Below are 26346 nucleotides of genomic sequence, written 5' to 3'. Positions count from 1 at the left end.
CAAGGATCGCTCCGGTTGAGGCGACCGTCGCGGTGTGCTCCGCGACCCCGCGCACGAGCCGCCGACGATCCGGCACTGCCACGCAAGGTCCATGCCGCACCACTGTCGTCGGCCGGACCGGACCACGCCGAGAGGAACACCCGAGCACGGGCGCCGACACCCGTGCGCCGGGGGCGTTCCCCTCGCCGGCAGGCCGCGTCACCACGGCACGGAGCAGGACCACCCGGTATGTGAAGACGAATGGGAGACCAGGATGAGACGACCAGTCGCACTGCGACTCAACGCGGCGCTGGCCACGATGGCCGTGGCGGCAGCGGCCGGCGTCCTGCTGGCGATGCCGGAGGCATCGGCGGCGGCGACCGGCAGCGCCACCGGATACGCGACCCAGAACGGCGGGACCACCGGCGGCGCGGGCGGGCAGACGGTGCGCGCGACCACGGGAACCGCGATCCACGCGGCCCTGTGCGGCCGGGCGAGCAGCAGCACCCCGATCACCATCGAGGTCGAGGGCACCATCAACCACGGCAACACGAGCAAGGTGTCGGGCGGCAGTTGCTCCACCGCCGATGGCGTGATCGAGCTCAAGCAGATCAGCAACGTCACGATCGTCGGGGTCGGCAGCGGAGCCGTCTTCGACCAGCTGGGCATCCACATCCGGGACACCAGCAACGTCATCATCCAGAACGTGACCGTACGGAACGTCAAGAAGTCGGGGTCGCCCCTCTCCAACGGCGGTGACGCCATCGGCATGGAGAGCAACGTCCGCAACGTCTGGGTCGACCACGTCACCCTGGAGGCGTCGGGCGGGGAGTCGGAGGGATTCGACGGCCTCTTCGACATGAAGGACAACACGCAGTACGTGACCCTGTCCTACAGCGTCCTGCGCAACTCGGGCCGTGGCGGCCTCATCGGGTCCAGCGAGAGCGACCTCTCCAACGGCTTCGTCACGTTCCACCACAACCTGTACGAGAACATCGACTCCCGCGCGCCCCTGCTGCGCGGGGGTATCGCCCACATCTACAACAACTACTACGCGAAACTGAACGAGTCCGGCATCAACTCCCGTGCCGGGGCGCGGGCCAAGGTGGACAACAACTACTTCAAGGACTCCAAGGACGTCCTGGGCACGTTCTACACGGACGCCGCCGGCTACTGGCAGGTCAGCGGCAACATCTTCGACAACGTCACCTGGTCGAGCCCCGGTACGGACAACAAGCCGGCCGGTCCGAACCCGCAGTCCAACACCACGGTCAGCATTCCGTACGCCTACACCCTCGACGCGGCCAACTGCGTGCCGGACGTCGTGAGCCGTACGGCGGGTGCCAACAAGGGACTTCAGGTGTCGAACGGCTCCTGCTCCCCGACCAACCCCACGCCCTCACCCACCAACCCCACGCCCTCACCCACCAACCCCACGCCGTCTCCCACCAACCCCACGCCGTCCCCGACCACGCCCACGCCGGGCCCGACCCAGCCCAGCGGCACCAACCTCAGCATCGGGGCCGGTTCCGACGGCTCCAGCAAGGCGAGCGGGACGAGTTTCGGCAACGTGCGGGACGGTAACCTGAGCACCTACTGGTCACCGGCCGGCTCGACCGGTTCCATCTCGATCAAGTGGGGCTCCGCCACCTCCGTCTCCAAGATCGTCATCCGCGAGGCGTCCGGCTCCGCCGGCAGCATCGGTGCCTGGCGGGTCGTCAACGCCGACACCGGCGCCGTCCTGACGACGGGCACGGGAGCGGGTCTCATCTCCTTCCCCGCGACGTCGCTGCAGAAGCTGACCTTCGAGATCACCGGCTCGACGGGCACGCCGAAGGTCGCCGAGTACGAGACCTACGCCTGACGGCCGAGCGATCCGCGTATGACGGCGGCGCCCACCCGGCCCTTCGGCCGGGTGGGCGCCGTGGGCTCGGCCCGATCCGCCGCCGAACCCGACGGCGGAGGATGTCACTCCAGGTCACTGGCCTATCCTCGGTCGGTGAACACCCATATCGCGCGCGGCTCCCTCTTCGTGGGAGCCCTCGCAGTCCTCTGTTCCCTGCTGTTCGCCCTGCCGGCGAGCGCTGCGTACGACGACTGCGGCAAGCAGACCTTCTGCCTCTACACCGGCGAGGGCGGGGCGGGTACCGCCCAGCGCCTCTCGCTCGACGCGGCCTCCAAGGCCACGTCCTACGACAGCGCCTGGAACGAGAAGGCCGTCTCCCTGGCGAACAACACCCCCTACTGGGCCTGTCTGTACGAGAACACGCAGTACGGCGGCACGGTCCAGATCATCAAGCCGAACCAGAGTGGCGACCTGGCGCGGATCACCAACGCGGGCAGCGGCGGCACGCTCCCGGCCATGGTCAGTTCCCACAAGCTGTCCCCGTCCCAGGCCGGCTGCTTCACCGGCTTCGAGCGGTGCGAGGAGGGCAGGCTCTGCCTCTTCCGCGAGGCGGGCGGCCGCGGTCAGATGACCCAGCTTGCGACCGATTACCGCGCCTACTCGGGTGGTTGGGAGACCGGCGTCCACTCCGTCCGCAACCGGACGGGCAGGGCCGTCTGCTTCTACGACGCCACCGACTGGACCGGCCAGTTCGCCACGGGCGACAAGGCGTTCAAGGTGGTGCGGGGAGACACCACCAGCCTCGAGGGCGCCTTCGACGGAACGTTCCAGTCACACAGGATCCTCGCCACCCCCAAGGACACGGTCTGCCCGTCATGACGCACTCACTTACGCACTCACTTAGGCACTCGCCCCGCTCACCGCGCCGAGCCCTGGTGGCCGCGGCCACCGCGCTGACCGCCGCTCTCGTCCTGGCCGTTCCCGGCGCCACCAGTGCTGCCGAGAGCGCGGCGACCACGGCCGAGGGCGCACCGGCTCTGGCGCACTGGACCGTGCTGGAGAACCGAGCGCTCGCACCCGGGGTCGAGCACTTCCGGTACAGAGAATCGGCGCCCAACGCGATACGCGCGGGTGCCCCGCGGGAGCTGAACATCATCCGGATGGACCCGGCGAAGGGCGCTCTGCGCCTCGAGAGCACCCACGGTCTCAGGGGCGGGCAGGAGGAGAGCGTCCGCACGATGCTGGCGAAGCTCCCCGACCTCCCGATCGCCGGCGCGAACGGCAGCTACTTCGCCAACGAGGGCACACCGGGCGTCACCCCGGAGACCATCCAGACCTTCGGCATCTCCGCCCGCGACGGTGAGCTGACCTCCGCCAACTGCACGACCGCCTCCAGCGATCCGCGTCAGGGTGTCGTCCTCCAGCACGGCATCCCCTACATCGCCCCGCTGGAGACCGTGATCACGGTCAGCGGAGACAAGGAGGCCAAGGAGAGTCCGTACGGGGAGAAGACCCAGCGGATCGACGACGTCAACCGCAACCCGGGCGGGGCGCTGGCCTGCCCGCGCGACGCCGACGACCAGGCCGGCAAGGTCGGCCCGTACACCGACGCCTACGGCAAGTCCATCGCCGCCTACACGGACCCGACCGAGTTCGTGCTGTTCGACGACACGTACGAGATGCCGACGCCGAAGCGGGACGTCAACAAGAAGATCGCCGCCGACGACCAGGCGGGCTACGAGGTGCGGCTGGACCCCACCGGCACGATCGTGGAGGGGTGGGCCGAGCGCGGCGGGCACACCGTCCCCGAAGGCGAGTACATCCTCCAGGCCATCGGCGATCACCAGGCCGACTGGCTGTACCGGCAGCACCAGGCCGGCGCCGTCCTGACGGTCGACCAGAAGGTCGTCGACCACAGCTTCGACGGCAGCGGCGTCCCGCGCGAGCTGCCGCTCGACGAGTCGGTCGACATCATCGCCGGCGGGGACCGGATGGTGACCGCGGGCACGAGCCACTACGGCATCGACAGGCCGTCGGAGTACGCCTACGGCTCCTGCGGGCGGCTCTACGACGTGACGGGCGCGCGCAAGACGCTCGTCACCAGCGCCGACTACGTGAAGACCGACTTCTGTCGCGACACGCGGACGGTGCTGGGCGTGGACGACCACGGGCGCACGCTGATCGCCACGCTCTCCGGTCCCCGTGACACGTACGCGCCCGACGGCGGGTTCCTCACGGAGGTCGCGGTGCCGCTCATGACCCTCGGGGCCATGGACGTCGTCAACCTCGACGGCGGCGGCTCGACGACCCTGCTGACCGGTGCGGAGCTGGCCCGTCAGAGCGGTCTCACCGACGGGCCCGCTCCCGGCACCGAACGCCAGGTGGCCGACGCGCTCTACATCGGACGGGGCGGCTACCCGCAGAAGTAGCCCGACGCCTTCCCACGCTCCGCCCCGCCCCGGCGCACGGTCTGCCGGTGGGGCGGGGCGGGCGCCGGGCGGTGTGCCCCACCGCCCGGCGCCGGCGCGCACCGGCCCCGCCCGCGCCGGCGGCCCGCTCGGAGGCCGCCCCGCTCCGGCCGCCGCCCCCCGGGACCGGCCCCCGCCGGTCAGAGGGAGCGGCTGAACTCCAGCCGGTCGGCGAAGTTCTCGTAGCCGGCCCTGGTGAACGCCTTCGCCATGGCCGTGTTCGCGGCGTCGCAGTCCCCACGGATCTCCTCGGCGCCGTTCGCCGCCAGGATGCGCGTGCCGCGTACCACCGCCGAGGCCGCGTACCCCTTGCCGCGGTGCGCGGGCGCGACTCCGACGAACGCGATCACGGCGACGCTCGGGTTCTCCGCCGGCAGACTGATCACGGCCGGGCTGCCGTCCGCGTCGTGGCCGATCTCCCACCACGTGGGCTCGTGGCGCAGCTCGGCCGTCTCCTCGAAGAGCCGCGCGGCGGCCTGCCGGGCCCCCCACCGCTTCACGTCGGCGCCCAGCCGGGCATCGGCGGTCTCGGCGAGCAGCTCCGCCAGGAGGTCGACGAAGGGTTCCGGGCCGAGGTCGGCGAGGCTGCGGAAGGTCAGCCGGTCGTCGTCCGCCGGGAGGGTGCCGGGGACCCGCAGGGCGAACCTCCGACCGTCGCGCACCACCTGGAAGCCGGAATCCCGCAGAAGTGCGCACCTGCGCTCCGGGTCGCGCTGGAACTGCGGAGCCTGCGCGGGGGAGTCGACCACGTGCTCCAGCTCGTCCGCGCCGCAGGCGCGGGCCTTCGCGACCGCCGCCTCGAGCAGCGCCGCGCCCGTCTCAGGCTCGTCGACCGGAGCCTCGAACAGGACGAAGGCGTACGGGACGTCCTGGCCCGGCAGGGTCCACAGCACCACGCTGCCGACCAACCGGCCGGCGCCGTCCTCCGCGACCAGACACCACTCGGGCCGGGTGCAGGTGGTGCTGAGCAGGTGGCCGAGGTAGGCGCGGGTCGCCGCGTTGCGCTCGGCGTCGCCGGGATGCTCCAGGAGCGCGGGGAGTTCGTGAGGACGGGCGGTGCGGATCACAGTCACGGAATGCCTTCGGGCAGCAGGGGCGGGGCGTGGTCGCCCCGAGAACCTAGCCGCCGTCGGGGCTCGCGGACCACCCGGTTTCCCGGCCCGCCGGGAGGCCCGGCCGCGGGCCCGGCCCGGGTCGGGGCGGCGCGGCGTAGAGTGGGCGGCGGCGCGGCGTGATCACGAGGAGTACGAGTGACTGCGGTGAGCCTTGAGCACACCACCGTGCCCGCCGACACCGGCGAGGTGACCCTGCTGATAGCGCGCCGGGTGGAGCCCGGGTACGAGGCCGACTTCGAGCGGTGGGCGCAGGGCATCCTGGGCAGCGCGGCCGAGTTCCCCGGCCATCTCGGCCACGGCCTCTTCCGCTCCTCCGGCGGCGAGGCCCCCTGGTTCCTGGTCCATCGCTTCCGCGACGCGGCGGCCTGCCGGGCCTGGCAGGAGTCACCGGAGCGGGCGGCGTGGTTCGCCGACTGCGAAGGACACCACCACACCGAGATAGCCCGGCGCCGACTGACCGGCATGGAGACCTGGTTCGCCAAGCCGGGCTCGACCCGGCCGGCTCCCCCACGGTGGAAGATGGCGATCAGCGCGACCCTGGCGATCTACCCCATCTCGCTGGTGGGCGGCTATGTCCTGGTGCCCCGCCTGACCGCCCTGCCGCTCGCGGTCAGCAGCGCGGTCATCGCGTGCGTCTTCAACGTGCTGATGACGTACGTGGCGATGCCGGCCGTCAGCAGGGCGCTGCGGGGGTGGCTCGGCCGCTGAGGCCGGTCAGGGGCCGGCCAGCATGAAGATCAGTTCCACGCGTCCCGGTCTCCCGCCCTCCGGCTCGTGGACGCGGTAGAGGAGGGTGACCGTCGCGCCCGTGTCCGTGGCCGGCTCGGTGGTGAGGCGGCGGAGTTCCACGGTCCGGATCGGCTCCGCGGCCGATGCCTGGCTCCGCGGGTCCTCGGCCAGGAGAGCGAGGGCGTCGTGCACCGCCCGGCGGCCGCCGGGGGAGAGGTGCGCGAACTCGGTGTAGAGCCGTCGGGGCACCAGGACGTGCCAGTGGGTCACGCGACACCCTTGTCGAGTTCGGCCCACAGGTCGTCCACGTGCATGAGGTCGGTCGCCCCGTCGAGGGAGGCCTGGACCGCGGCGGGAACCTCCGGCCGGGTCCGCAGGGCGACCAGGTGGCGGGCTTCGGTGATCACGGCCGCCTGGTCGGCGCCGAATCGGGCCGCGTCCAGCCTGGCGTTGAAGGCGGTCAGCTCGGCGGAGTCGATGAGCGCCAGGGCGGCGCGGAGCTCGGCGAGCGTCTGCGGGCCCTCGTGCGCCTCGATCCGGTAGGGGCTGGCGTACGCCGGGGCCGGCGTGTGGTGCGGCAGCGCGCTCATGGGAGGCCTCCTCACTCTCGTACGGTCACCACGGTACTGACGGCGACGGCGTACCGGGAGAGGACGGCCACGGGTTTCGCGTGGGGAGGTCGCGACGGGCGTGCCCGGCGCTCCGGCCCGGCCTCAGCCTTCGAGGGCGGCCAGGCCCTTGCCCAGGTCCTCGCGGTTCATGACCGGGGTGTACGTGATCTTCGCGCCGAGTTCCATGAAGAAGGGTTCGGCGGTCTTCGGCATGTGCGAGGAGTCGGCCAGGTCGAAGAAGACGTACGCCGTACGACTGCCGTTCTCGGTGGTGAAGTAGGCGGCCTCGGGGCGTATCGCCTCCATCGCCTTCTCCATGATCTTCTGCAAGGTGCCCTGCTTGATGGCCTCGTTGGAGATCTGCGTGTCCATCTGGACCTTCATCAACATACGCATGGTGGCGGCCTTTCCCGGCCCGGGCAGGCGCTCTGTTCGGCGCGCCGTCCACACCCGGACGCCCGTATCACCAGCCTGCCTCCATCCCGTCGCCGGGACCAGTCGGCGCCGCCCGTGCGGGCCGGGCGCGGTTGTGCCGCGAGGGCCGCCGACCGACTATGAGGGTACGCAGGAAGGCAGGTGCCATGAGCGCGGTGTACGCGGCCGAGGACGCCGGCTTCCGCGGCCCCCTCGACGTGACGAAAGCGGCGACCGCCGTCCTGGATGCCGACGGCACGGTCGTCGGCTGGAGCCAGGCCGCCTGCGCGCTGCTCGGTCACCCGCCGCACGAGGTGGTGGGTCGTCCCCTGCGCACGCTCGTCGTCGACCGCTCCGGCCGGGACCCCGCCGCCGCTCCCCCGGGCGCCGCCGAGGCCCGGCACGAGCTGTTGCGCATGCGCCACCGGGACGGCCGGCTCGTCCGGGTGGCGACCGCGAGCCTTCCGCTGTCCCACACCGGGGCCGGGCCCGCCCGGCTGCTCTGCATGGCGGACGCGGACGAGACGGAACGCTGGGAGGCGCTCCAGTCGATGCTCCGCGGCCTGGCGACCCAGTCGCCGGTCGGCCTCGCCATCTACGACACCGACCTGCTGGTCGTGTGGACCAATCACGCCCTCTGCCGCGAGATGGGCGACGCGCAGTACGCCGGTCTCGGCCCCGACGAGATGGTCACCGACGGCGAGATCCTCACCCCGGGATACCCGGCCACCCTCGAAGAGACCATGCGCAGGGTGCTCGACACCGGCGAGCCCGTGATCGAACTCCACTACAGCGGCCGCCCGCCGGCGGACCCCGAGCACGACCACGTCTGGTCCTGCTCCTACTACCGGCTCGCGGACACGAACGGCACCACCCTGGGCGTGTGCGAGGAGACGGTCGACATCACCGACCGTTACCTCGCCCAGCAGCGCCTGGACCTGCTCGTGCGGGCCGGCGCCCGCGTCGGCACCTCCCTGGACATGACCCGTACGGCGCAGGAACTCTGGGCCGTGGCGGTCCCGCAGTTCGCCGACGGCGTCACGGTCGACCTCATCGACGTCGTGACGAGAGGCGAGCAGCCGACGCCGGGGACGGCGTCCACCAGGCGTGTCGTGCGCGTGTGGGAAGGGCCGCCCGGCACGGCGGCGGACCGCGAGGCGCGCCGGCCCCGGCCGGTCACGCACGTGGCCGACTCGCTCGAGGCCCGCAGCCTGGCCGACGGGGTCTCCGTCCTGGAGCGCTCGACGGCCCCGGACGGCACGCACACGCGGCTCGCCGTACCGCTGGGCACCGAGGCCGCCCCGCTCGGCGTCGTCACCTTCCGCCGCGACAGCCACCCCGACGCGTTCGAGGCCGGAGACCTGCTCGTGGCCGAGGAACTGGTGGCCCGGGCCGCCGTCAGCATCGACAACGCCCGTCGCTTCACCCGTGAACACGCGGCCGCCCTCACCCTCCAGCGCAGCCTGCTGCCCCGGCACCTGCCCCGGCTGACCGGTGTGGACGTCGCCCATCGCTACCTGCCGGCGGACAGCGGCGCCGGGGTGGGCGGCGACTGGTACGACGTGATCGCCCTGTCCGGCACCCGGGTCGGCCTGGTGGTCGGCGACGTGGTCGGCCACGGGGTGCGGGCCGCCGCCACCATGGGCCGCATCCGGACGAGCGTGCGCGCCCTCGCCCGGCTCGACCTGCCGCCCGACGAACTCCTCACCCGCCTCGACGAACTCATCACCCAGGACGTCCACGAGCAGGCCGCGGTGGAGGCCGAGACCGACGACGCGGCCCTCGGCGTGACCTGCCTGTACGCCGTGTACGACCCGGTGACCGGGCGGTGCAGCATGGCCCGTGCCGGGCACCCGCTGCCGTCCGTCGTCGACTCCGTCACGGGTCTCGTCACCCAGCCCGACCTGCCCGCCGGGCCGCCACTGGGTCTGGGTGGTCTGCCCTTCGAGAGCCGCGAGTTCTCCCTTCCCGAAGGCAGCGTGCTCGCCCTGTTCACCGACGGGCTGGTCCAGGGCCGGGGCCGGGACCGCGACGCCGAACTCGACGCCCTGCACGCCGTCCTCGCCGGGCACCGGGGCCCTCCCGGCGAGCGGCCGCCGCCCCTCGACGACCTGTGCGACCGGATCGTCACCACGCTGCTGCCCGGCCCGGTCGGCGACGACGCGGCGTTCCTCCTGGTGCGCACCCGGATCCTCGACCGCCAGGAGGTCGCCGCCTGGGAGCTGGCCGACGATCCCGCGGTGGTGGGCCGGGCTCGCGCCCTGGCCACCGATCAGGTCGACGCGTGGGGACTCGACGGCGAACTCCTGTTCACCACCGAACTGGTCGTCAGCGAACTCGTCACCAACGCCATCCGCTACGCTTCCGGCCCCGTCCAGCTGCGGCTCATCCGCGACCGCACCCTGATCTGCGAGGTCTCCGACACCGGCCACACCTCGCCCCACCTGCGGCGCGCCGGCAGCGAGGACGAGGGCGGCCGCGGGCTCTTCCTCATCGCGCAGATGACCCAGCAGTGGGGGACGCGCTACACCGCGACGGGCAAGACGATCTGGGCCGAACAGCCGCTCCCGCCGTGAGCGGGTCCCCGGGCCGCCTACACGGGCACGCGCGCCACCAGCGCCGCCAGCAGGGCGCAGAGCGCCGCCGCAGCCCAGAAACGGGGGGAGCGGAGGTCGTCGAGGTCCTTGCGCCGGGTGCCGGCCTTGCGGAGCGCCTTCTCGGCGAGGGGGGCGATGCCCACGGCCACGTACACCCGGAGCGCGGTCTCCATGAGGGACCGGCCGTCGGTGGGCGGCAGGACAAGGAAGGCCAGGGCGAACCCGGCGGTGACGGCGGACTCCAGCCGCCAGCCGCGGCCGTGCCGTACCACCAGCACGGCCTGGGCGGCGAGGAGCAGGAGGAAGGCGGCCTGGAACACGATCACGGAGACGTCCTCGCTTCCGGGGGCCCGGCCGCACCGGGCCGGGCGTACGAACGAAAAGGCGAACGGAACAGCGGACCGACAGGAGAACGGTCGGGGGAACGGGAAAAGGTACGGGGAGGGGGCCGCACGGCGTCGCCGCGGATCGGCCCCCTCCCCTCAAGCCGCTACTTCTTCCAGCGGTTGACCTTGATCTTCGGGTACATCACCCAGGACCAGAAGCCCTTGTGCTGCCAGATCCCGACCGTGATCTTGACACCCTTGCTCTTGGGCATCGCGTTCTTGATCTGGATCTCGGTGGCGAACCACCGCATCGCGCCGCCGATGCCCTCCAGGGCCAGGCCCGCGATCTTGGCCCAGAAGGCCGGCATCGTCAGGCCGATCCGGCCGAAGGCCGACACCAGACGCGCGCCCGCCTTGAGGGCACGGGCCAGCTTCTTGGCCTTCTTCTTCTTGACGTTCCAGACCTTCTTCTTCTTCCAGCGCTGGCCGTCCAGGTCCTGCGCGTTCACCGGGTCGCCGGGGTACGCGTAGGCACTGAGCGAGCCGCCCGGAACCGGGTCGGCCTGCAGGAAGCGGCCGGTGACCGGCGAGTAGAGGCGGACGCCCATCAGGGTGGAGCCGCTCAGCGTCTCCGAGGAGCGCTGGTGCCCGCCGACCCAGCCGTACCGCGCGGCGGCCGTGCCCTCGGTCGGGTTGCCGTACTCGTCGGTGCGCAGCACCACGGGCGCCTTGGTGGTGTCCGCCGGGAGCTGGACGGAGACGTCGCCGTGGAGGTTGAGCAACTGCAGGACGAGCCCGCCGGTCTTGTCCGTCGTCGCGGTCAACTGGCCGCTGAGCCCGTTGACATAGCGGGTGACGGTGCCCTGCGCGTCCTCCGCGGTCCAGGTCGGGTTGTCCCCGGTGCCGTAGTGGTGCGTCCTGGACTCGGTCCGCGTCCACGTGCCGTCCGTGCCCTTGGCCTCCACGGTCCACGCGGCCAGCCGGCCGGTGGCGTCGAGGTTCCAGGTCTGGCGGCGGTCACCGACGGTCTCGCTGTGGACGAGGTCGTTGGCGTAGTACGTGAGCTGGGCACCGGCCGGCGTCGCGGTGGTGCGGCCGAACGCGTCGTAGGCGTAGCCGCCGTCGACGATCCGGTCGGCGCTGTCGTACGTGTGCGAGACGCTGGTGCTCGCCGTCCCCCCTTCGGAGCAGTCGGCCGTGGTCAGGCCGGTGCGGTTGCTGTTGGCGTCGAACGTGTAGGACCTGCGGGTGCACAGGGCGTCCGCGGTGTCCTTCGCCGTCACGAGCCGGCCCGCCGCGTCATAGGTGTAGGCGGTGCCGGTGGCCGTGCCGTCGGACTGGTTGTGCCCGGCCTGCTGCGCGTGCGCGGTGTGTCCGGTGGTGTCGGACAGCAGGGCCGTGCCGTCGGCGGACGCGTACCTGCGGGCGGTGGTGTTGCCCGCCGGGTCCCGGTCCACGGTCAGGGTGAGGGCGCCGGGCAGCGTCTCGGTGGCGAGTTCGCCGTCCGCGTCGTAGGTGCCGGAGAAGGCACCGGCGACCGAGTCGGTGACCCGGGTGGCCAGACCGCGCGGTTCGACGGCCGTGTCGTAGGTGTAGGTGGTGGTGGACGGCGCCGAGTCGGAGACCCGGACCGGCCGGTCCAGGGCGTCGTACGCCGTGGTGACGGTGTTGCCGCTGCCGTCGGTGGTGCTGATCCGGCGGCCGAGCGCGTCGTAGCCGTAGGACACCGTGGCGCCGCCGGCGGTCTGCGAGGCGACCTCGCCGTTCTGCTGGTGGTAGACCGTCGTGGCCTCCGGCAGCGCGGTGCCCGTGCCGCCGGTGACGGCGGACTTGATCTGCCGGCCCGCCGTGTCGGTGGTGATCGTGGTGGTGCGGGTGACCCCGTTGGCGGTCTCGGCGACCGTGGAGACGTTGCCCCAGCGGTCGTAGCCGAAGGTCTTGGCCGCCAGTTCGGCCGGGTGGGAGCCACCCCCGGTGACCGCCCCGGCCGGGCGGGTGCGGCACACCAGACCGGCCCAGGCGGGCTTGCCCGCGCAGGTGCCGGTGCCGGTCGCGGACCAGTACTCGGTCAGCGTGGTCAGGGCGTCGGTGCCGTCGGAACGGCCCGAGGTCTCCCGGGTCTTACGGCCGGCGGCGTCGTACGCCGTGGTCGTGGTGATCGCCAGGCCGCCCGGGTCGACGACGCTGCGCGTCGGCTGGCCGGAGGCCCAGTCGTAGCCGGTCGCCGTCGTGCGGCGGTCGGCGTCGGTGGCGTACCCCGGCACGGCGGCACCGGTGACCGTGGTGGTCACCAGGTCCTGCACCGCCGCGTCGGCGGGCCGGCCCTCGTCGTAGGTGTTGACGGTGTGGGTGCGGGCCGGGACCTCGCTGCCCGCGGGCAGCGTCCCCTCGGCGGTGCCCCCGGTCAGGGCGCGCTCCAGGGTGACCAGGTGCAGCGGGCCGGACTCCTCGGTCTCGCGGCGCCCGTCCGCGCTGTACACGGTGCGGGTGGAGAGTTGCTCGGCGCGCTCGGCGACGGTCGCGTCGATGATGCCGAGCCGGGTCAGCTCCGCCTTGGCCGCGTCGGTGGCGCCGAGCGCGAGGGCCCGGTTGCCGGCGGTCAGGGAGCGCTCCTCGGAGCCGTACTGGTTGTAGTCGACGGAGTCGATGTGGCCGCCCGGCTGGGCGGTGTTGACCTCACGGCCCGACGCGTCGGCGTACACGATCGTCGCCCGGCCGTACGCGTTCGCGGCCAGCGACGTGCCGACGTTGGACGCGGGGACCTGGTCCGCCGGGAAGACGGCGGTGGCCTCGACCGGGGCGTCGCTCTGGCCCCAGACGGCGACCGCGGCCGCGTTCATCTGGTACGGGGCGGAGACGCCGGACACCGGCACCTGGTAGACGACCGTGGTGACGGCCTTGCCGCCGTCGGTCTCGGTGGCGCTGCCCTGCTTCAGGGTCGGCCGCGAAGCGGACAGGAGCATGCCCTCGCCGGCCGTGACCGCGGTGCCCGCCTTGCCGTACGTCAGCGTCCACGGCAGCTCGCCGGGCTCGGTGATCGTCGTGACCCGGCCGGCGCTGTCGTAGCCGTACGCCGTCTTCAGCACGGGGCTGATCCGTGGGTCCCACACCTCGCGCAGCCGCCCGGAGGCGTCGTACGCGTACTGGGCGACGGTCTCGGCCGTCGCCGCGCCGGCGCCGGGGGAGGCGGCCCACAGCCTGATCTGGGAGACCTGCCCGGCGTAGGTGCCGAACGCGGTCGCCGTCGCCGTGGTGGAGGACGCGTACACGTACTCCAGGACGCGGCAGCCGTTCGTGGCGGGCGTCGCCTGGCAGGTGGCCGCGTCGACCGCCGAGGTGGCGCCGATCAGGTACTTGGGGCGGGACTGGACAGCGCCGCCGACCGTGACCTTCTCGGACACGACGGTGGTGGTCGAGTCGTCGACCGACAGCGCGGTGGTGGCCAGGGTCCAGGAGGCCGCGGCGGCGTCGACCTTGCGGAAGACGCTCACCGTGCCGCTGGTGTCCTTCAGTGTGAACGTGCCGGTCAGCGAGCCCGTCAGGGTCAGGTCCTCGGAGCCCGACTCGGCCTTCCAGCCACCGCCGCTGGTCGCGGTGAAGGCGGTGGCGACACCGGTGGAGTCCAGGGCCTCGACCGAGGTGGCCGACGTCCTGCGCAGCACCGTCCAGTCGGTGCCCGCGTCCTCGGCGCTCACGCCCGAGGACCAGTTGGGACCGAAGATCCCGGCCTGGCCCTCCTGGACGTCCTGCGCCACCGGCCGTCGCGAGGAGAGCGAACGCTCGACGGAGAGGCCGAAGACCTCCGCGTCGGTGTCGCTGTACGTGAAGTCACCGGTCTGGGCGTTGACCGAGCCGGGACCGACCTCCAGGCTCGGGGCGTTGCCCGCCTGCCGGTCGAGCGTGACCTCGACGACCTGGGAGTTGTACGTGGTGGCCGTGCCGGCGTCGAACACCGCGCGCAGCTCCAGCACGCCGTCCTCGGCCAGCGAGGTCGCCGCGTCCCACACCAGCGGAGGCGCGGTGCCGGAGGTGACCTGGGCGGGCCAGCTGACGGCCCCGCCGGTGGCCGTGGTGACCTGGGCGGCCGGCACGGCCTTCCAGGCGTCGGTCTCACCGCGGCGGTACTGGTACGTCACTCCGGTGTACTCGGCCTTGCCCTTGGCCTGCAGGGCGATGCGCCGGGCCGTGTCGTCGCCGTCGGAGGGAGCGATGACGGCGGCCCCGTCCGCGCCGACCCCGAAGCTGTAGCTGGTGACGTCGGCGGAGAGGTTGCCGCCGGAGTCGACGGTCTTCGCCCGCAGGGTGTGCCAGCCGTCCGCCGGGTCGACGGAGATGGTCAGCGGGTCGCCGCCGGTGCCGTCGACGGTGTCGTCCACGCGGTTCGGCAGATTGGCGTCGTCCAGACCCCAGGAGTAGCCCTGGCCGTCCGCGGTGGCCGTGTCCAGGGTGCAGGTGACCGGTCCGCTCGCACGCCCGGTCCAGGTGTCCTTGTCGTACGTCTGGCAGCTGATCGCGGGCGCGGCCGGCTTGGCGGTGTTCACGCCGAACGGCATGTACGCGCTCCACGGGCCGTAGAACGTCCCGTCGTACCCGCGCACGCGGTAGCGCAGCTTCGGCCCCGACGGCAGCTTGTTGGCCGTCGGTATCGTCAGCGTCGCGTTCGACCCGGAGGCCACGGCGGCGCTCGTACCGGTGTAGGTGTACGTCGTGTCGTTGTAGGCCGGGTCCGGGGTGATCTCGAACTGGGCCCGGACCGTGGCGCCGTCGGGGTCGGTGACCTTGGCGGAGAGGGTCGGGGTCAGCGACGTCACGTACCGGATGCCGTTGTAGGCGTTGACGGCGGACGGCGAGATCGCGGAGGCGGTCGGCGAACCCGGGAACGAGTCGTAGGTGACCGTCAGGTGCGGCTCCTGGGCGTGGTCACCGCTGACGTAGTTCGCCGAGCGGAACCGTCGCCAGGTCAGCGAGTCGGTCTCGCTGGTGCCCCGGATCTGCAGACCGTGGTTGGGCTGGCCGTCGGCCCACGCCTGCACGATCGTGTCGATGTCGAAGTCGACGGTGCCGGCCGGGCAGCTGGTGTTGTAGCCCTTCGCGGCGGTGCTGGTGACCGCACCGGCGTCGGTCGTCGCGGGCTGCGCGCCCCAGGTGATCGCCGAGGAGTCCCAGGCACCGGTGACGCGCCGCACCTGGGTGCCGGACCCGGTGGTCTGGCAGGTCGACGAGTAGTACGAGTAGAGGCCCAGGTTCGTGTCGTTGACCCGCTTGCCCTTGAAGGCCGAGACGTCGAACTTCAGATAGGCGCGCGCCTTGGTGGTGCCGCCGTCGTACGTGCCCGACTTCAGCTCGGGCGACGACACCTGGGAGTCCGGGAAGTTGGTGGCCACCCAGGTGTCGGTGGAGGCGGCGAGCGTCGAGGTCGGGTCGACCGTGACCGGGTAGGTCAGGTCTTTGGTGAAGTACGCCGGGTCGGGCGTCAGGACGAGGGTCTGCTTCCCGTCCTTCGCCGTCTCGATCCTCACCGGCACCTTGGCCAGGTGCTTGGACTCTCCCGAGCGCGGGTCCTTGGAGGAGTCCCACATCATCGGAGCGGGCGCCTCGGCGACCAGCTTGCCCGCGGGGTCCTTGAGCAGCAGCCGCCCGCTGGTCGCCTGGGACAGCTTCAGTCCCTTGGCCTCGACGGGGATGCGGTACGTCACGGGGGCCGTGGGCGCCTTGGCCAGGTGGACGTTCTGCGAGAAGCCCTGGGGCAGCGCGGTGACGCTCAGCGTCTGGCCGCCGCCCAGGTCGTACGCGGCGGTGTCCCCCTTCAGCTTCGGCGCGGGCAGGTTCTTCTCCCAGCCCATCGCGAAGCTGCGTCCGCTGCGGCCGACGGAGGCGAGCTTGGTGTCGCCGCCGTCGGAGACGGCGATGTCCGCCGTCGCGGTGCGGGGCTTCAGGTCGGCGCCGGCGTCCGCGAGCGTGGTGTCGATGTCCTGCCAGGTGTCGCCGCGCTTGACGCGGACCGGCGCGGCGTAGACGGCCGTCTGCATCTGACCGTCGGGCAGCACGTACGTCGCCGAGGTCTCGGTGCGTGCCGAGAGGACCTCGATCCTGCGCTTCTGCAGCCGAGCCGTCAGCCGGGCGGACGCCTCGTCCTGGGCCACGGCGGGGCCCTGCGCGGCCTCCGCGGCGGCGGTGCGCGCGGTGGGCTGCCGCGAACCCAGGGCGACGGCCTGGCCGGTGGTGGCGACGACCACGGCCGTCTCGGCGGCCAGGACGGCGGCGACGGCGCCGGCGATGAGGCGGAGCCGCTGCCGGGTTGATCTGCGTGTCCTCGACCACGGGGGTCTGTTGGGCACAATCCCTCCCACATCTTGTCTGTGCCACGTCAGTTCGTACGGCAGACAGATTTGCGGATCACCGAACGCCCGCCCCCCCGCGGAAGGAAACCTTCATAACCTTCAGAGGTTCTCTTGAGCCTTCGAACCCGCCCGGCCGAAATCGAGTGGCCGGAGACGAGCGGTCGGGCGGCGCGGGGCCCGGAAGGGGCGGTCCGGCGGGCGGGAGGGGACGCGAGGGCGGGTGGCCGGCGGGCCCGGGAGGAGCGGGCGGACGGCCGGCGGGCCCGGGACGAGCGGCCTACGTCCTTGGTGGCAGACCGACCGGTCCCACGGACCGATTCGCCACGCCACGGCGGTGGTTGGCGTCGCCGTATGCGCATAGGACTACTAGGCACCGGAAACGTCGCCCGCACGCTGGCCCACGGCTGGAGCGCCGCCGGCCACGACGTACTGCTCGGCTCCCGGCGGCCCGAGGACCGATCGGGTCTGGGGCTCCCCGTCGCGGGCCTCGACGCCACGGCCGCCCACGCGGAGGTACTCGTCAACGCCACCCCGGGGGCGGTCTCGGTGGAGCTCCTGCGCTCCATCGGGGCGCCGGCGCTGGCGGGCATCCTCCTCGTCGACGTGGGGGTGGGTCTCTCCGACGACTTCACCGAGCTCTCGCACCCCAACGGCAGCCTGGGCGAACAGATTCAGGAGGCCTTCCCCCTCACCCCCGTCGTGAAGACGCTGTGCACCATGGACTCGACCGTGATGGCCGCCCCGGACAGCCTCGACGGCCCCAGTACGGTCTTCCTCTCGGGTGACGACGCCGAGGCGAAACGGACCACGGGCCGGCTGCTCACGGACCTCGGCTGGCCCGCGTCGGCCCAGCTGGATATCGGCGGCATCACCACGGCGCGCGGCCAGGAGCACTTCGCCCTGCTCTTCATGGGGATCGCGGGCGGAGTGGGTTCCCACGTCTTCAACATCAAGGTGGTCACCCGGCCCTCTGCCTGAGGGCTGTCTCAGGCGGCGGGCGCCCGGCCGCCGTTCATCCGGCGAGGACGTCGAGGAACGGCTTCCAGTCGATGTGGTCGCTCTCGGTGCCGGCCGGCACGAGGGTGTACGACGTGCTCAACCAGCGCAGCACGTGCCTGCGTTCGAAGGTGAGCAGGGCGCAGGCGGAGGGCGCGCCCAGGCGCAGCACGACCTGGTCGTAGGGGGCGGGGCGGATGTGCACCTCGCCGATGCCGGTGGGTTTGTCGGTACCGGTGAAGAGCATGTCCCGCTCCAGGTTCCAGATCACGTCGCCTGTGGGGGTGTGCAGGGTGAGCTGGATGGTGAAGGGCGAGCGGGAGTGGTAGCGGACGGTGGTCGGGAGGGGGACGCGGCAGGACTCGGCGACCAAGTGGGCCGTCGCCTTCCACTTGATCTCACGGCTGGGCGGCGGAACGGGCGAACCGGTCTCGGGCATGGGGGGCTCCAGCGTCGGGGGCGCCACCCCGGGACGGTGGCGCATCCAGCTCCGGTTACCCCGCAGGCCGTGATCACGCCACGATCATGTGAGGCTACGGAGAAGGAGGTGTCGAGATCTTGTACGGAGCGTCAATACGGAACGGCATGATCATTCGTTCGAGGGTCGACTCTTCGTATGATCGACGGTCGGGGCGGGTCTGACGGGCCGACAAGGGCCTTGCCCGGCCGAAGCGGTGAGCTCCCCACCGCCCCCTCGGGCCCGGATGTCAGTGCGGGTTGGCACCATGGTGATCATGAGTCACAACATCGAGTACTCCACCGCCGACAAGGCCCACGTCCTCGCCTTCCTGGGCAGCAACGGCGATCTCACGGCGGAGCAGGCCCGCATCCTCGACGGCATCCGCAGGTACGCCCAGGCCCACCAGGATTCCCTCGACGCCCAGGGCGTCGACTGGGGGCTGTCCATCCCCGACGCCCTCGACCACCTCCTCGCCGGGCACACGAACTCGGACGCGGAGTGCGCGGGCAACGCCTACCACGCGGCGATGCAGCACATCATCGACCGCAACGCCTCCGACCCCTACCACCTGGGCACCTACTCCAAGCCCTCGACGTTCTTCGGCCTCGTGGACGACGAGATGCGCCGCCTCGGCGTGCCCGCCGACCTCCTGCCCCACGGGTACCTCTACGGCGGGCTGCCCGACGAGTTCCCCTTCCTCCCGTACGCGATGGACGGGTACCCCGCCATCGGGCACCTGCCGCTGGCGAAGACCAAGGCGGCCGCCGACGCCTATCGCTCGGTCCTGGACCGGATGGACCCCGACTTCCGCTACGACGTCCAGGAACTCATCGAGAAGCTCGACTTCGAGCACGACGAGTGGCAGACGGCCACGAAGAACGTCGACTGGTACACCCAGGACACACTCTTCTTCAAGCTCACCTGACCGGCCCGGGTGGCGTGCGTCCCGACGTCGCACGGGCCGGGCCCGGGGCCGGGGGCCGGCGCTCCGGCTGCGGGTCGGCGACGGGGGCGGCGGCGGTCGTGGGGGTGCGGATCGCCTACGGCGCGGCGAGTTCGGCGTTCGCCCTGGCCGTGACATGGGCCAGCGCGCGGGCGGCGATCTCGCGCTCGGTCACCGGCAGGTCTCCGTACAGCCGCTCCGTCAGTCCGGCCACGGCGTCCGTGAACCCTCGCTGCCGGCTGTCGCCCTCGTCGGTGAGGGACGTCCCGGCGGCGTCGATCAGACCGGCGTCGGTGAGTCCGTCGAGCAGGGCCCGCGCCTCCTCCTCGCCGACCTTGAGCGTCGCGGTCACGTGCTCGACGGCGCCGGCGCGGCCGAGTCCGTCGGCGACCGCCTTGAGGGCCACGGACTGGTGGAAGGTCAGGCCCGCGCCGGCGAGGAGCCGGTCCCGCACGGCGGCGATCGCGTGGTAGGCGATGCCGATCGACCGGCCGTTGAGGAGCGGGGCGGGCGCGGTCGTGGCGGGGGGTGCGTCGGTCATGGCGTGCGTCTCCTTGCGAACAGGGGGCGGGGGAGCTCCGACCTTCAACCGGAGAGCTCTCCGGTTGACGTGTCGCCACCCTAAGCGGAGTGGTATCCGTTTCTCAAGGGGGTAAGCGGAGACCTCTCCGCTACGTCCGTTACGCTGCTCGGCATGACCGCCCCCACCGAGCGCGCCGACGCCGCCCGCAACCGCCTGCGCATCCTCGACGCTGCGCGGCGCCGGCTCGCCGCGGACGGCTGCGCCGAGCTGTCCCTCGACGCGGTGGCCAAGGAGGCCGGAGTCGGGGTCGGCACGGTCTACCGGCGCTTTCGCAGCCGGGCGGAGCTCGTCTACGCGCTGATCGAGGACAACGAGAACCGCTTCCAGGAGACGTTCACGCGCCACTGCGAGGACGGAGCTCCGGGGCCACGGGACCGGCTGCGCGTCTTCCTGCACGGCATGGCCGACCTCGTGGACGCCAATCGGCAGTTGCTGCTCCTCGCGGAGTCCAGCGCGCCCGCGGGGCGCTATCGCAGCGCTCCGTTCCGCCGGCATCACGAGCAGGTCGTCGACATGGTCGCGCGGCTCGCCCCCGGCGTGGACGCCGCCTACGTCGCCGATCTGCTCCTCATGGCGTACACACCGGGCCTGTTCGAGTTCCAGCGCACCGAGCGCGGCTGGGACCTCGACCGCATCAAGGGCGGGCTCGACACGCTGATCGCCGGCATCGCGGCCGCCGAGGGGACCGGCGAGCAGTCGCCTCGCGGAGACTGAGGCGCCGGCGTCCCGGAGCCCCTCTCCGCGACGGTCCTCGACCTTGCGCGGGTGGTACCCGGATGTGCCGGAACCTTTCGCTCACCGAACGTGAATCCCAGCGCTGTTTTGGCACTTCCGGCGCGCGGAAGGGTGGGGGAGGCACCCCACCCCCCTGACGGAAAGAAGCACCGTGACGCTCATGAACGACCCGGCGCGCGCGGCCCTGCGCGCCGGTCTCCTCGCCTCCGCCGCCCTGGTCCTGGCGCTGCCCGCCGCCGTGTCACCCGCCGTGGCCGCCCCCTCCGCCACCCCGCCGGGGCTCTCGTGCCACACCGGCAAGCACAACATCGACGACTACACCGGCTGGGCGCTGTGCACCAACAACGGCACCCAGACCCAGACCTTCTGGGTCCACCTGGTCTGCGGCTGGTCCCCCGACGCGGACGGGGACCATGTCACCCTCGCGCCCGGCGACTCCGGCCAGTCGACGGCGCACTGCTCGAGCCTCGGCTCAGGCATCGGCGAGATCCAGGTCCACCCCTGAGACGCGTCCGTGCCGCGGGCCGTCGGCCCGCGGCACGGACGCGTCCGACCATCCGGCGCCCCCGCGGTTCGGAGCCGGCCCCCTGGACTCGGCCCGCGTACGCCCTCGTCAGCGGCGCCCCGGCGCGGGGGCGGGCAGGTCGGCCTCCCCGGGCAGGAACGTCACCTGCGGCGCTCCCGTACGCGGATGGACGGCGACCTCGGCCGTCACTCCGTACACCCCCCGCAGCAGGTCCGGGGTGAGCACCTCCGCGGGCGTGCCCGTGGCGGTGACCGCTCCCTTGCGCAGGACGTAGAGGCGGTCGCAGTAGAAGGCGGCGAGGTTCAGGTCGTGGAGGGCGACCAGGACCGTGGCCGCAAGCCGGCGCACGAGACCCAGAACCTCCAGCTGGTGGCGGATGTCCAGGTGGTTGGTCGGCTCGTCCATGACCAGCAGGGCGGGCTGCTGGGCGAGTGCGCGGGCGATGAGGACGCGCTGGCGTTCACCGCCGGACAGCCGGTCGAAGGAGCGGTCGGCCAGTTCGGCGGCGTCCACCGATTCCAGCGCGGCCCCGACGATCCGGGCGTCCTCACCGGTGTCGCCGTCGAAGAGCCGCTTGTGCGGCGTGCGTCCCATGGAGACCACGTCCCGCACGGTCAGGTCGAAGTCCGCACCGCTCTCCTGCACCACGGCGGCCAGTGTGCGGGCGAGCCGCCGCACCGGCATCGACCGGACCTCCGTGCCGTCCACCCGCACGCTCCCGCCGTCCGGGCGCAGCACGCGGTAGACGGCCCGCAGGAGACTGGACTTGCCGCTGCCGTTGGGCCCGACGAGGCCGATCACCTCGCCGGGCCGGGCGGTCAGCGAGACGTCCCGGACGAGCCGGTGCGCCCCCGCCGTGAGCGTGACGCCCTCGACGACGAGTTCGGCCGCCGTCATGGCGCTCCCCGGTCGGCCGTGCGCCGGGCGTCCCGGCGCATCAGCCACAGGAAGAACGGGCCCCCGCACAGCGCCGTGAGGACACCGACGGGAATCTCCATCGGCGCCGCGATCGTCCGCGCCGCGATGTCCGCCCAGACCAGGAACACGGCTCCGCCCAGGGCGGCCGTCGGCAGCACCCGGCGGTGGTCGCCGCCGACGAAGAGCCGCACCGTGTGCGGCATCATCAGCCCCACGAACCCGATCGGCCCGGCCGCCGCCACCAGGACGCCGGTGACCAGCGAGAGCAGGACGAACGTCCGGGCCCGGAACCGGGCCACGTCGAGTCCCATCGTCGCGGCCGCCTCCTCGCCCGCCAGCAGCAGGTTCAGCGAACGGGTCCGCGTCAGCAGGACCGCGATGCCCAGCGCGAGCGCCGCGCCGGGCAGCCACAGCGTGTCCCACTGGACACCGCCCAGGCCTCCGAGGGTCCAGGCGAGGACCGCCCGCGCCTCGTTGCCCCGGTCACTGGTCAGCAGCAGGACGTCCATGACCGCCGTGAGGACGGAGGCGAACGCCACGCCCGAGAGCACCAGGCGCACCGAGGTGATCCGGCCGCCGGACCGGGCCGTGGTGTAGACGAGGAGCAGGGTCAGCAGGGCGCCGGCGAACGCGGCGACCGACAGGGAGACCGGTCCGAAGAGGTTCACCCCGAAGACGATCACCGCGACGGCGCCCAACGAGGCGCCCGAGGACACCCCCAGGAGGTACGGCTCCGCGAGCGGATTGCGCACGAGGGCCTGCATGGCGGTGCCCACCACCGCGAGCCCGGCGCCCGTCACCGCCCCCAGCAGCACGCGCGGCGCCCGGACGTCGAGCACGATGGTCTCGCGCGCCGACGACCAGGTGGGCTCCGACCAGTCGGCACCGAGCGCGTGCGTCACGATGCCCCACACCTGGCCGGGAGGCACGTGCACCGATCCGATGGCCATGCCCGCCGTCATCGACGCCAGGAGCACGACCGCCAGGACGGCGAGGGCGACGGGGAACGCGCCGCGGCGCGCCCCGGCCCCCCGGTGCGGGTCCGTGCCCCGGGCGGAGGGGCCGGGGACGTCCGGATCCGCGGGCCGGGCGGAGGTGCCGGGGGAGACGGGGGCGGAATCGGCGGCGGACACGGCGTTCGCCGGGGCCGTCACCGGAAGCGCTCGGGATGCAGCCCGCGGGCGAGGTCCTCCACCGCGTACGGCGCGCGGACCCCGACCAGGGTCGCGGTCAGCGGCAGCACCACGAAGCGCTTGTTCCGCACCGCCGGCACCTCGGCGAGGGCGGGCTGGGACAGCAGGAACTCCTTCTTCCGCTCGACGCTGTCCGCCCCCGCGTAGTCGTAGACGGCGATGACCTCCGGCTTGCGGGCGACGACCTGTTCCCAGGAGACGTCACCGAAGACGTCGTCCAGGTCGGCGAAGACGTTGGCGCCCCCGGCGAGCCGGATGACCTCGGTGCCGAGGCTCTTGCCCCCCGCCGTGAACGCCGACTTGTCACCGCTGTCGTACACGAAGACGGGGACGGCGGCCGCGCCCTTCACGGCCTCCGTCGTCCTCGCGACGCGGCCCCTGAGGTCGGCCACCAGCGCGTCGGCGCGCTCCGGAACGCCGAAGAGCGAGCCGATGGTGCGGATCTCGTCGTACGTGTCCGTCATCGACACCTTCTTCTTCCCGCAGTACTCGCGGTTGAGGTAGGTGTCGATGCCGGCGTCGGCGAACGCCTTCCGCGAGCGTCCCTCGCTCTCGGAGAACGCGCTGGCGTAGCCGCCGTAGACGAAGTCCGGTTCCGCGTCGAGGACGGACTCGAACGACGGCTCCTTCTTCGCCAGTTCCGGGATCGCCGCGAAGTCCTTCCGGAAAGCGGGCAGGACGTCCGAGTCGGGGAACGCCGTGCCGACCATCCGGCCCTTCAGTCCGAGGGCCAGCATCAGCTCCGCGGGGTGCTGGTGGATCGTCACCACCCTGGAGGGCGGCTCGTCGTACGTGGTGCGCGTACCGCAGTTGTCGACGGTGACGGGGAAGCCCTTGGCGGCCGGTGCGGGGCCCTTCGGGCCGGCGGCCGTGGACGGCGAGCTGCCGCAGCCGGTGAGCAGGACTCCCGACAGGGCGAAGGCCAGGGCCGCGGCGCGCACGGAACGGCGTCGCGGACGGGCGGCGGGGGATGCGCCGGGCGTACGAGGCGCCCCGGATACGGGGGGTGTGCCGGGCATGCCGGACGTGCTGGGGTACAAGAAAAGCCTCCTGGGGAGTCCGCGCTCCTCGGATCGGGCCCGCGACAGGCCAGTTTCCTGACTCCCGGATCGGCGTACACCCCAGCCTTCCCACGCGTGCGCGCAGTGGCGTCTCGACGGGTGCACTCCCCGGTCACAGTGGCGGGACCGTGCCGGTTTCGCACCGGCTTCCTGTCTCCCGTCGCGGTGATGACCAGGTGATCCTACGGTTCCGCGCGAGCGGAGCGAAAGTGCGCACGTCCCGGGCTCCGCCGCGCAGTTGCCGAATCGGCAAGCGTGTTTGACGTCTTCCCGTGCCTTGGCGACTCTGAGCCCAGGTGCCGCCGGCACCCAGCGACCGTCTTCGAAGGAGCCTTCATGCCGACCCCGCAGCCCACCGATCCGACGGAGTTCTGGGAGGAGCGCTACAGCACCAGCGCGCGCGTCTGGAGCGGTGACCCGAACCCGCTGCTCGTCCGTGAGGCGGCCGGCCTGGAGCCGGGCACCGCCCTGGACCTGGGCTGCGGTGAGGGAGGTGACGTCCTGTGGCTGGCCTCGCGCGGATGGCGGGTGACCGGCGTGGACATCTCCGCCACGGCCCTCGAGCGGGCGGCCGCCCACGCCGCCGACGCGGGTCTCGCCGACCGGGTGGCGTTCGAGCGGCACGAACTCGGAGTGACCTTCCCCAAGGGCGAGTTCGACCTGGTGAGCGCCCAGTTCCTCCAGTCGCCCGTCGCCCTGGACCAGGAGGGGGTGTTCAGGTCGGCCGCCGAAGCGGTCGCGCCGGGCGGCACCCTGCTCATCGCGATGCACGCCGCATGGCCCTCCTGGATGGAGGAGCACGAGTACCCGTTCGACGCCGATTTCCCCACGCTCGAAGGCGTGCTCGCGATGCTCGCCCTGCCGCACCCCTGGCGGGTGGACACCCTGGAGGGCGTGGAGCGCGCGCTGTCCTCGCCCGACGGCAGGTCCGGCACCCGGGTGGACAACGTATGGCGGCTGACCCGTACCGCCTGACGTACCGCCCTACCCGTGCCGCCTGATCGGTGCCGCACTCCCCACCCCGGCTCGCACGCGCCGTCGCGAGGGGGCCGCTCGGCCCCTCGCACACCCGTGTGATCATGACGGGTCGGGTCCGGACAGGACCCAGGGGAGGGAACATGGCGTACACGGACACCAACGGCATCGACCTGTCCGGTGTGACCGGCAGGCTGCTCCAGACCGTGGACCTGGTGAAGAACCCGGCTCCGCAGGCCATCGCGACGGACACCGTCAACGGGCACGTCTTCGTGCTCCAGGTGGAGAGCTCGGCCACGGCGTCGGCCGGCAACATGTACCTCAACCGGATCGACCGGCAGACCGGCGTGCGTACGGGGTCGATGCAGCTGAAGGGCTTCGGCCACGGTCTCGCCATGGGCGTCGAGCCGGTCGGCGCCGACAGTCACGTCTGGACCGAGGTCGGCCCGCTCCATGTCACGAGCGGGGGAACGGCCTTCGGGAAGGCCGTCACGCGGTTCCGGTTCGAGGACGGGGCGGTCCTCGACGGAGCCGCGATCCCGCAGGACCGGAAGTTCACCGCGCCCGGCAGCACCGCCGGCACCGGGCCCTCGACCGACCCGGTGAACGGCCTCCTGACGGTGATGTACCACCAGGGCGGCGAGCGCCGCTTCACGCGCTACGACCTGTCGGGCGCCGCCGCCGGCGACTGGGCACCGGTGGGCCCGACGTTCACGGTGCCCGCCGGAGAGGACACCACCCCCGCGGTGCCTTCGCCCTACCCGCTGGAGCCGAAGCTCACCTTCCAGGGTTTCGCGAGCCTCGGTGACGTCCTGTACGTCTACCAGTGGGCGCCGTACGACAAGGACAAGGACCCGTCCCTCCCCAGCGAGTTCCCGGGGATCACGTTCCTCACCTCGTACTCGTGGACGACGGGACTGCGGCTCGACCGGCAGGTGGTCACCGGCGCCGACGGCCTCACGCGGCGGGAACCCGAGGGACTCGCCGTCGAGGTCGACCCGACGACGGGGGAGACGCGGCTGCTGTTCGGGTTCAGCAACACGACGCCGGGCAGCGAGTTCGCCCGCGACGTCACGATCGGCTGGTACCCGACCAGGCCGGCCGTGGACGGGATCAAGGTGCTGTCGGACTGGGAGGACCTCGTCCTCGAAGCCGGGACCGTCCCTGGCGCCCAGCGCCCGCGCGGCCGGCTCATCGCCATGGCCGGCACCACCTACCTCCAGCTGCGCGGCACCCTCACGTGTTCCCCCGGTCTGACGGCGGACGGCAAGGTCGCCACGCTGCCGCACCGGCTGCGCCCCACCCGGCCGGCCCGCCAGAACGTGCCGCGCAACAACGTCCACGGGCGCTGCGTGTGCCGCGTCGAGGCGGACGTCCACGGCGCGCTCTGGGCGTACGGCGCCACCGCCGACAACGCCATCACGTGGATCGATTTCGACGGCGTCTCGGTCGCCTGGCGATGACGGTCCGCCGTCCCGGCCCCCGACGACCCCTGCCCGTCGCCGCCCCGCCCCGTCTCCGTCCCGCCCC

22 protein-coding genes and 1 riboswitch are annotated in these 26346 nt (G+C 72.4%); of the genes, 11 read left to right on the top strand and 11 right to left on the bottom strand.

Translation table 11 applies throughout. The features are described 5' to 3' along the window. The first annotated feature begins 253 nt into the window (after positions 1–253). The 3 genes from ACZ68P_RS28465 to ACZ68P_RS28455 all read left to right on the top strand — a co-directional run bounded on the left by ACZ68P_RS28465 (position 254) and on the right by ACZ68P_RS28455 (position 4254). On the top strand, positions 254–1843 hold the full coding sequence (locus ACZ68P_RS28465; RefSeq protein ID WP_471011137.1) for a pectate lyase family protein: 1590 nt from the start codon (positions 254–256) through the stop codon (positions 1841–1843). A 135-nt stretch (positions 1844–1978) separates the two neighbouring features. Beyond that, the gene (locus tag ACZ68P_RS28460) at positions 1979–2704 is read left to right on the top strand and encodes a peptidase inhibitor family I36 protein (RefSeq protein ID WP_471011134.1); all 726 of its coding nucleotides are present in this window, start codon (positions 1979–1981) and stop codon (positions 2702–2704) included. Between the two features lie 56 nt (positions 2705–2760). Beyond that, complete coding sequence (locus ACZ68P_RS28455; RefSeq protein ID WP_471011131.1) at positions 2761–4254, top strand: phosphodiester glycosidase family protein; 1494 nt, start codon at positions 2761–2763, stop codon at positions 4252–4254. A 179-nt stretch (positions 4255–4433) separates the two neighbouring features. Here ACZ68P_RS28455 and ACZ68P_RS28450 read toward each other — a convergent pair whose 3' ends face one another. Continuing rightward, the gene (locus tag ACZ68P_RS28450; protein ID WP_471011128.1) at positions 4434–5366 is read right to left on the bottom strand and encodes a GNAT family N-acetyltransferase; all 933 of its coding nucleotides are present in this window, start codon (positions 5364–5366) and stop codon (positions 4434–4436) included. A 177-nt stretch (positions 5367–5543) separates the two neighbouring features. Here ACZ68P_RS28450 and ACZ68P_RS28445 point away from each other — a divergent pair, with 177 nt between their 5' ends. Beyond that, entirely contained in the window at positions 5544–6116 is a 573-nt protein-coding gene (locus ACZ68P_RS28445) for an antibiotic biosynthesis monooxygenase (protein ID WP_471011126.1), read from the top strand. A 6-nt stretch (positions 6117–6122) separates the two neighbouring features. Here ACZ68P_RS28445 and ACZ68P_RS28440 read toward each other — a convergent pair whose 3' ends face one another. The 3 genes from ACZ68P_RS28440 to ACZ68P_RS28430 form a co-directional block, all read right to left on the bottom strand. Further along, entirely contained in the window at positions 6123–6407 is a 285-nt protein-coding gene (locus ACZ68P_RS28440) for a hypothetical protein (protein ID WP_471011123.1), read from the bottom strand. Further along, positions 6404–6727, bottom strand: a complete 324-nt coding sequence (locus ACZ68P_RS28435) for a hypothetical protein (protein ID WP_471011121.1) — start codon at positions 6725–6727, stop codon at positions 6404–6406. Before ACZ68P_RS28435 ends, ACZ68P_RS28440 begins: the two co-directional genes overlap by 4 nt. Before the next feature lie 123 nt (positions 6728–6850). Continuing rightward, on the bottom strand, positions 6851–7144 hold the full coding sequence (locus ACZ68P_RS28430) for a hypothetical protein (RefSeq protein WP_471011119.1): 294 nt from the start codon (positions 7142–7144) through the stop codon (positions 6851–6853). A gap of 185 nt (positions 7145–7329) precedes the next feature. Between ACZ68P_RS28430 and ACZ68P_RS28425 the strand changes: the two genes are divergently transcribed. Then, positions 7330–9738 (top strand): SpoIIE family protein phosphatase, encoded by a 2409-nt coding sequence (locus ACZ68P_RS28425; protein WP_471011116.1) that lies wholly within the window; start codon positions 7330–7332, stop codon positions 9736–9738. 17 nt (positions 9739–9755) lie between these two features. On the opposite strand, the gene ACZ68P_RS28420 is transcribed toward ACZ68P_RS28425, so the two are convergent. Both ACZ68P_RS28420 and ACZ68P_RS28415 read right to left on the bottom strand, forming a co-directional pair. Further along, positions 9756–10085: a hypothetical protein gene (locus tag ACZ68P_RS28420; RefSeq protein ID WP_471011114.1), complete on the bottom strand. Its 330-nt coding sequence runs from the start codon at positions 10083–10085 to the stop codon at positions 9756–9758. A gap of 164 nt (positions 10086–10249) precedes the next feature. Continuing rightward, positions 10250–16423, bottom strand: a complete 6174-nt coding sequence (locus ACZ68P_RS28415) for a DNRLRE domain-containing protein (protein ID WP_471011112.1) — start codon at positions 16421–16423, stop codon at positions 10250–10252. A 354-nt stretch (positions 16424–16777) separates the two neighbouring features. Between ACZ68P_RS28415 and ACZ68P_RS28410 the strand changes: the two genes are divergently transcribed. Continuing rightward, positions 16778–17404 carry an NADPH-dependent F420 reductase gene (locus tag ACZ68P_RS28410; protein ID WP_471011109.1) on the top strand — a complete coding sequence of 209 codons (627 nt, stop codon included), beginning with the start codon at positions 16778–16780 and terminating at the stop codon, positions 17402–17404. Positions 17405–17438: 34 nt separating this feature from the next. Here ACZ68P_RS28410 and ACZ68P_RS28405 read toward each other — a convergent pair whose 3' ends face one another. Next, entirely contained in the window at positions 17439–17861 is a 423-nt protein-coding gene (locus tag ACZ68P_RS28405) for an SsgA family sporulation/cell division regulator (protein ID WP_471011108.1), read from the bottom strand. A gap of 295 nt (positions 17862–18156) precedes the next feature. On the opposite strand from ACZ68P_RS28405, the gene ACZ68P_RS28400 reads away from it, so the two are divergent. Then, positions 18157–18807 carry a DUF7691 family protein gene (locus ACZ68P_RS28400; protein WP_471011106.1) on the top strand — a complete coding sequence of 217 codons (651 nt, stop codon included), beginning with the start codon at positions 18157–18159 and terminating at the stop codon, positions 18805–18807. Positions 18808–18922: 115 nt separating this feature from the next. Here the strand turns inward: ACZ68P_RS28400 and ACZ68P_RS28395 are convergent, their stop codons facing one another. Continuing rightward, entirely contained in the window at positions 18923–19366 is a 444-nt protein-coding gene (locus ACZ68P_RS28395; RefSeq protein ID WP_471011103.1) for a hypothetical protein, read from the bottom strand. Between the two features lie 153 nt (positions 19367–19519). Here ACZ68P_RS28395 and ACZ68P_RS28390 point away from each other — a divergent pair, with 153 nt between their 5' ends. Next, entirely contained in the window at positions 19520–20122 is a 603-nt protein-coding gene (locus ACZ68P_RS28390) for a TetR/AcrR family transcriptional regulator (RefSeq protein WP_471011101.1), read from the top strand. 181 nt (positions 20123–20303) lie between these two features. Further along, complete coding sequence (locus ACZ68P_RS28385) at positions 20304–20648, top strand: hypothetical protein (protein WP_471011098.1); 345 nt, start codon at positions 20304–20306, stop codon at positions 20646–20648. A gap of 108 nt (positions 20649–20756) precedes the next feature. Here ACZ68P_RS28385 and ACZ68P_RS28380 read toward each other — a convergent pair whose 3' ends face one another. The 3 genes from ACZ68P_RS28380 to ACZ68P_RS28370 are packed head-to-tail and all read right to left on the bottom strand — an operon-like array spanning position 20757 to position 23799. Continuing rightward, positions 20757–21566, bottom strand: coding sequence for an ABC transporter ATP-binding protein (locus ACZ68P_RS28380; protein WP_471011095.1), 810 nt, complete (start codon positions 21564–21566; stop codon positions 20757–20759). Then, positions 21563–22720: a FecCD family ABC transporter permease gene (locus tag ACZ68P_RS28375; RefSeq protein WP_471011092.1), complete on the bottom strand. Its 1158-nt coding sequence runs from the start codon at positions 22718–22720 to the stop codon at positions 21563–21565. Before ACZ68P_RS28375 ends, ACZ68P_RS28380 begins: the two co-directional genes overlap by 4 nt. Positions 22721–22737: 17 nt before the next feature. Next, the gene (locus ACZ68P_RS28370) at positions 22738–23799 is read right to left on the bottom strand and encodes an ABC transporter substrate-binding protein (RefSeq protein WP_471011163.1); all 1062 of its coding nucleotides are present in this window, start codon (positions 23797–23799) and stop codon (positions 22738–22740) included. Between the two features lie 51 nt (positions 23800–23850). Beyond that, a riboswitch (cobalamin riboswitch) is annotated at positions 23851–24031 on the bottom strand. Between the two features lie 146 nt (positions 24032–24177). Here ACZ68P_RS28370 and ACZ68P_RS28365 point away from each other — a divergent pair. Together ACZ68P_RS28365 and ACZ68P_RS28360 are read left to right on the top strand one after the other, a co-directional pair. Continuing rightward, positions 24178–24816 (top strand): class I SAM-dependent methyltransferase, encoded by a 639-nt coding sequence (locus ACZ68P_RS28365; RefSeq protein WP_471011089.1) that lies wholly within the window; start codon positions 24178–24180, stop codon positions 24814–24816. A gap of 143 nt (positions 24817–24959) precedes the next feature. After that, positions 24960–26279 (top strand): hypothetical protein, encoded by a 1320-nt coding sequence (locus tag ACZ68P_RS28360; protein WP_471011087.1) that lies wholly within the window; start codon positions 24960–24962, stop codon positions 26277–26279. Positions 26280–26346: the final 67 nt, after the last annotated feature.

The sequence above is a fragment of the Streptomyces sp. NPDC036822 genome (genome assembly GCF_055609145.1).
Note: the sequence above shows the minus strand (reverse complement) of the source record. Positions and strands in the feature narration are given on the sequence as shown.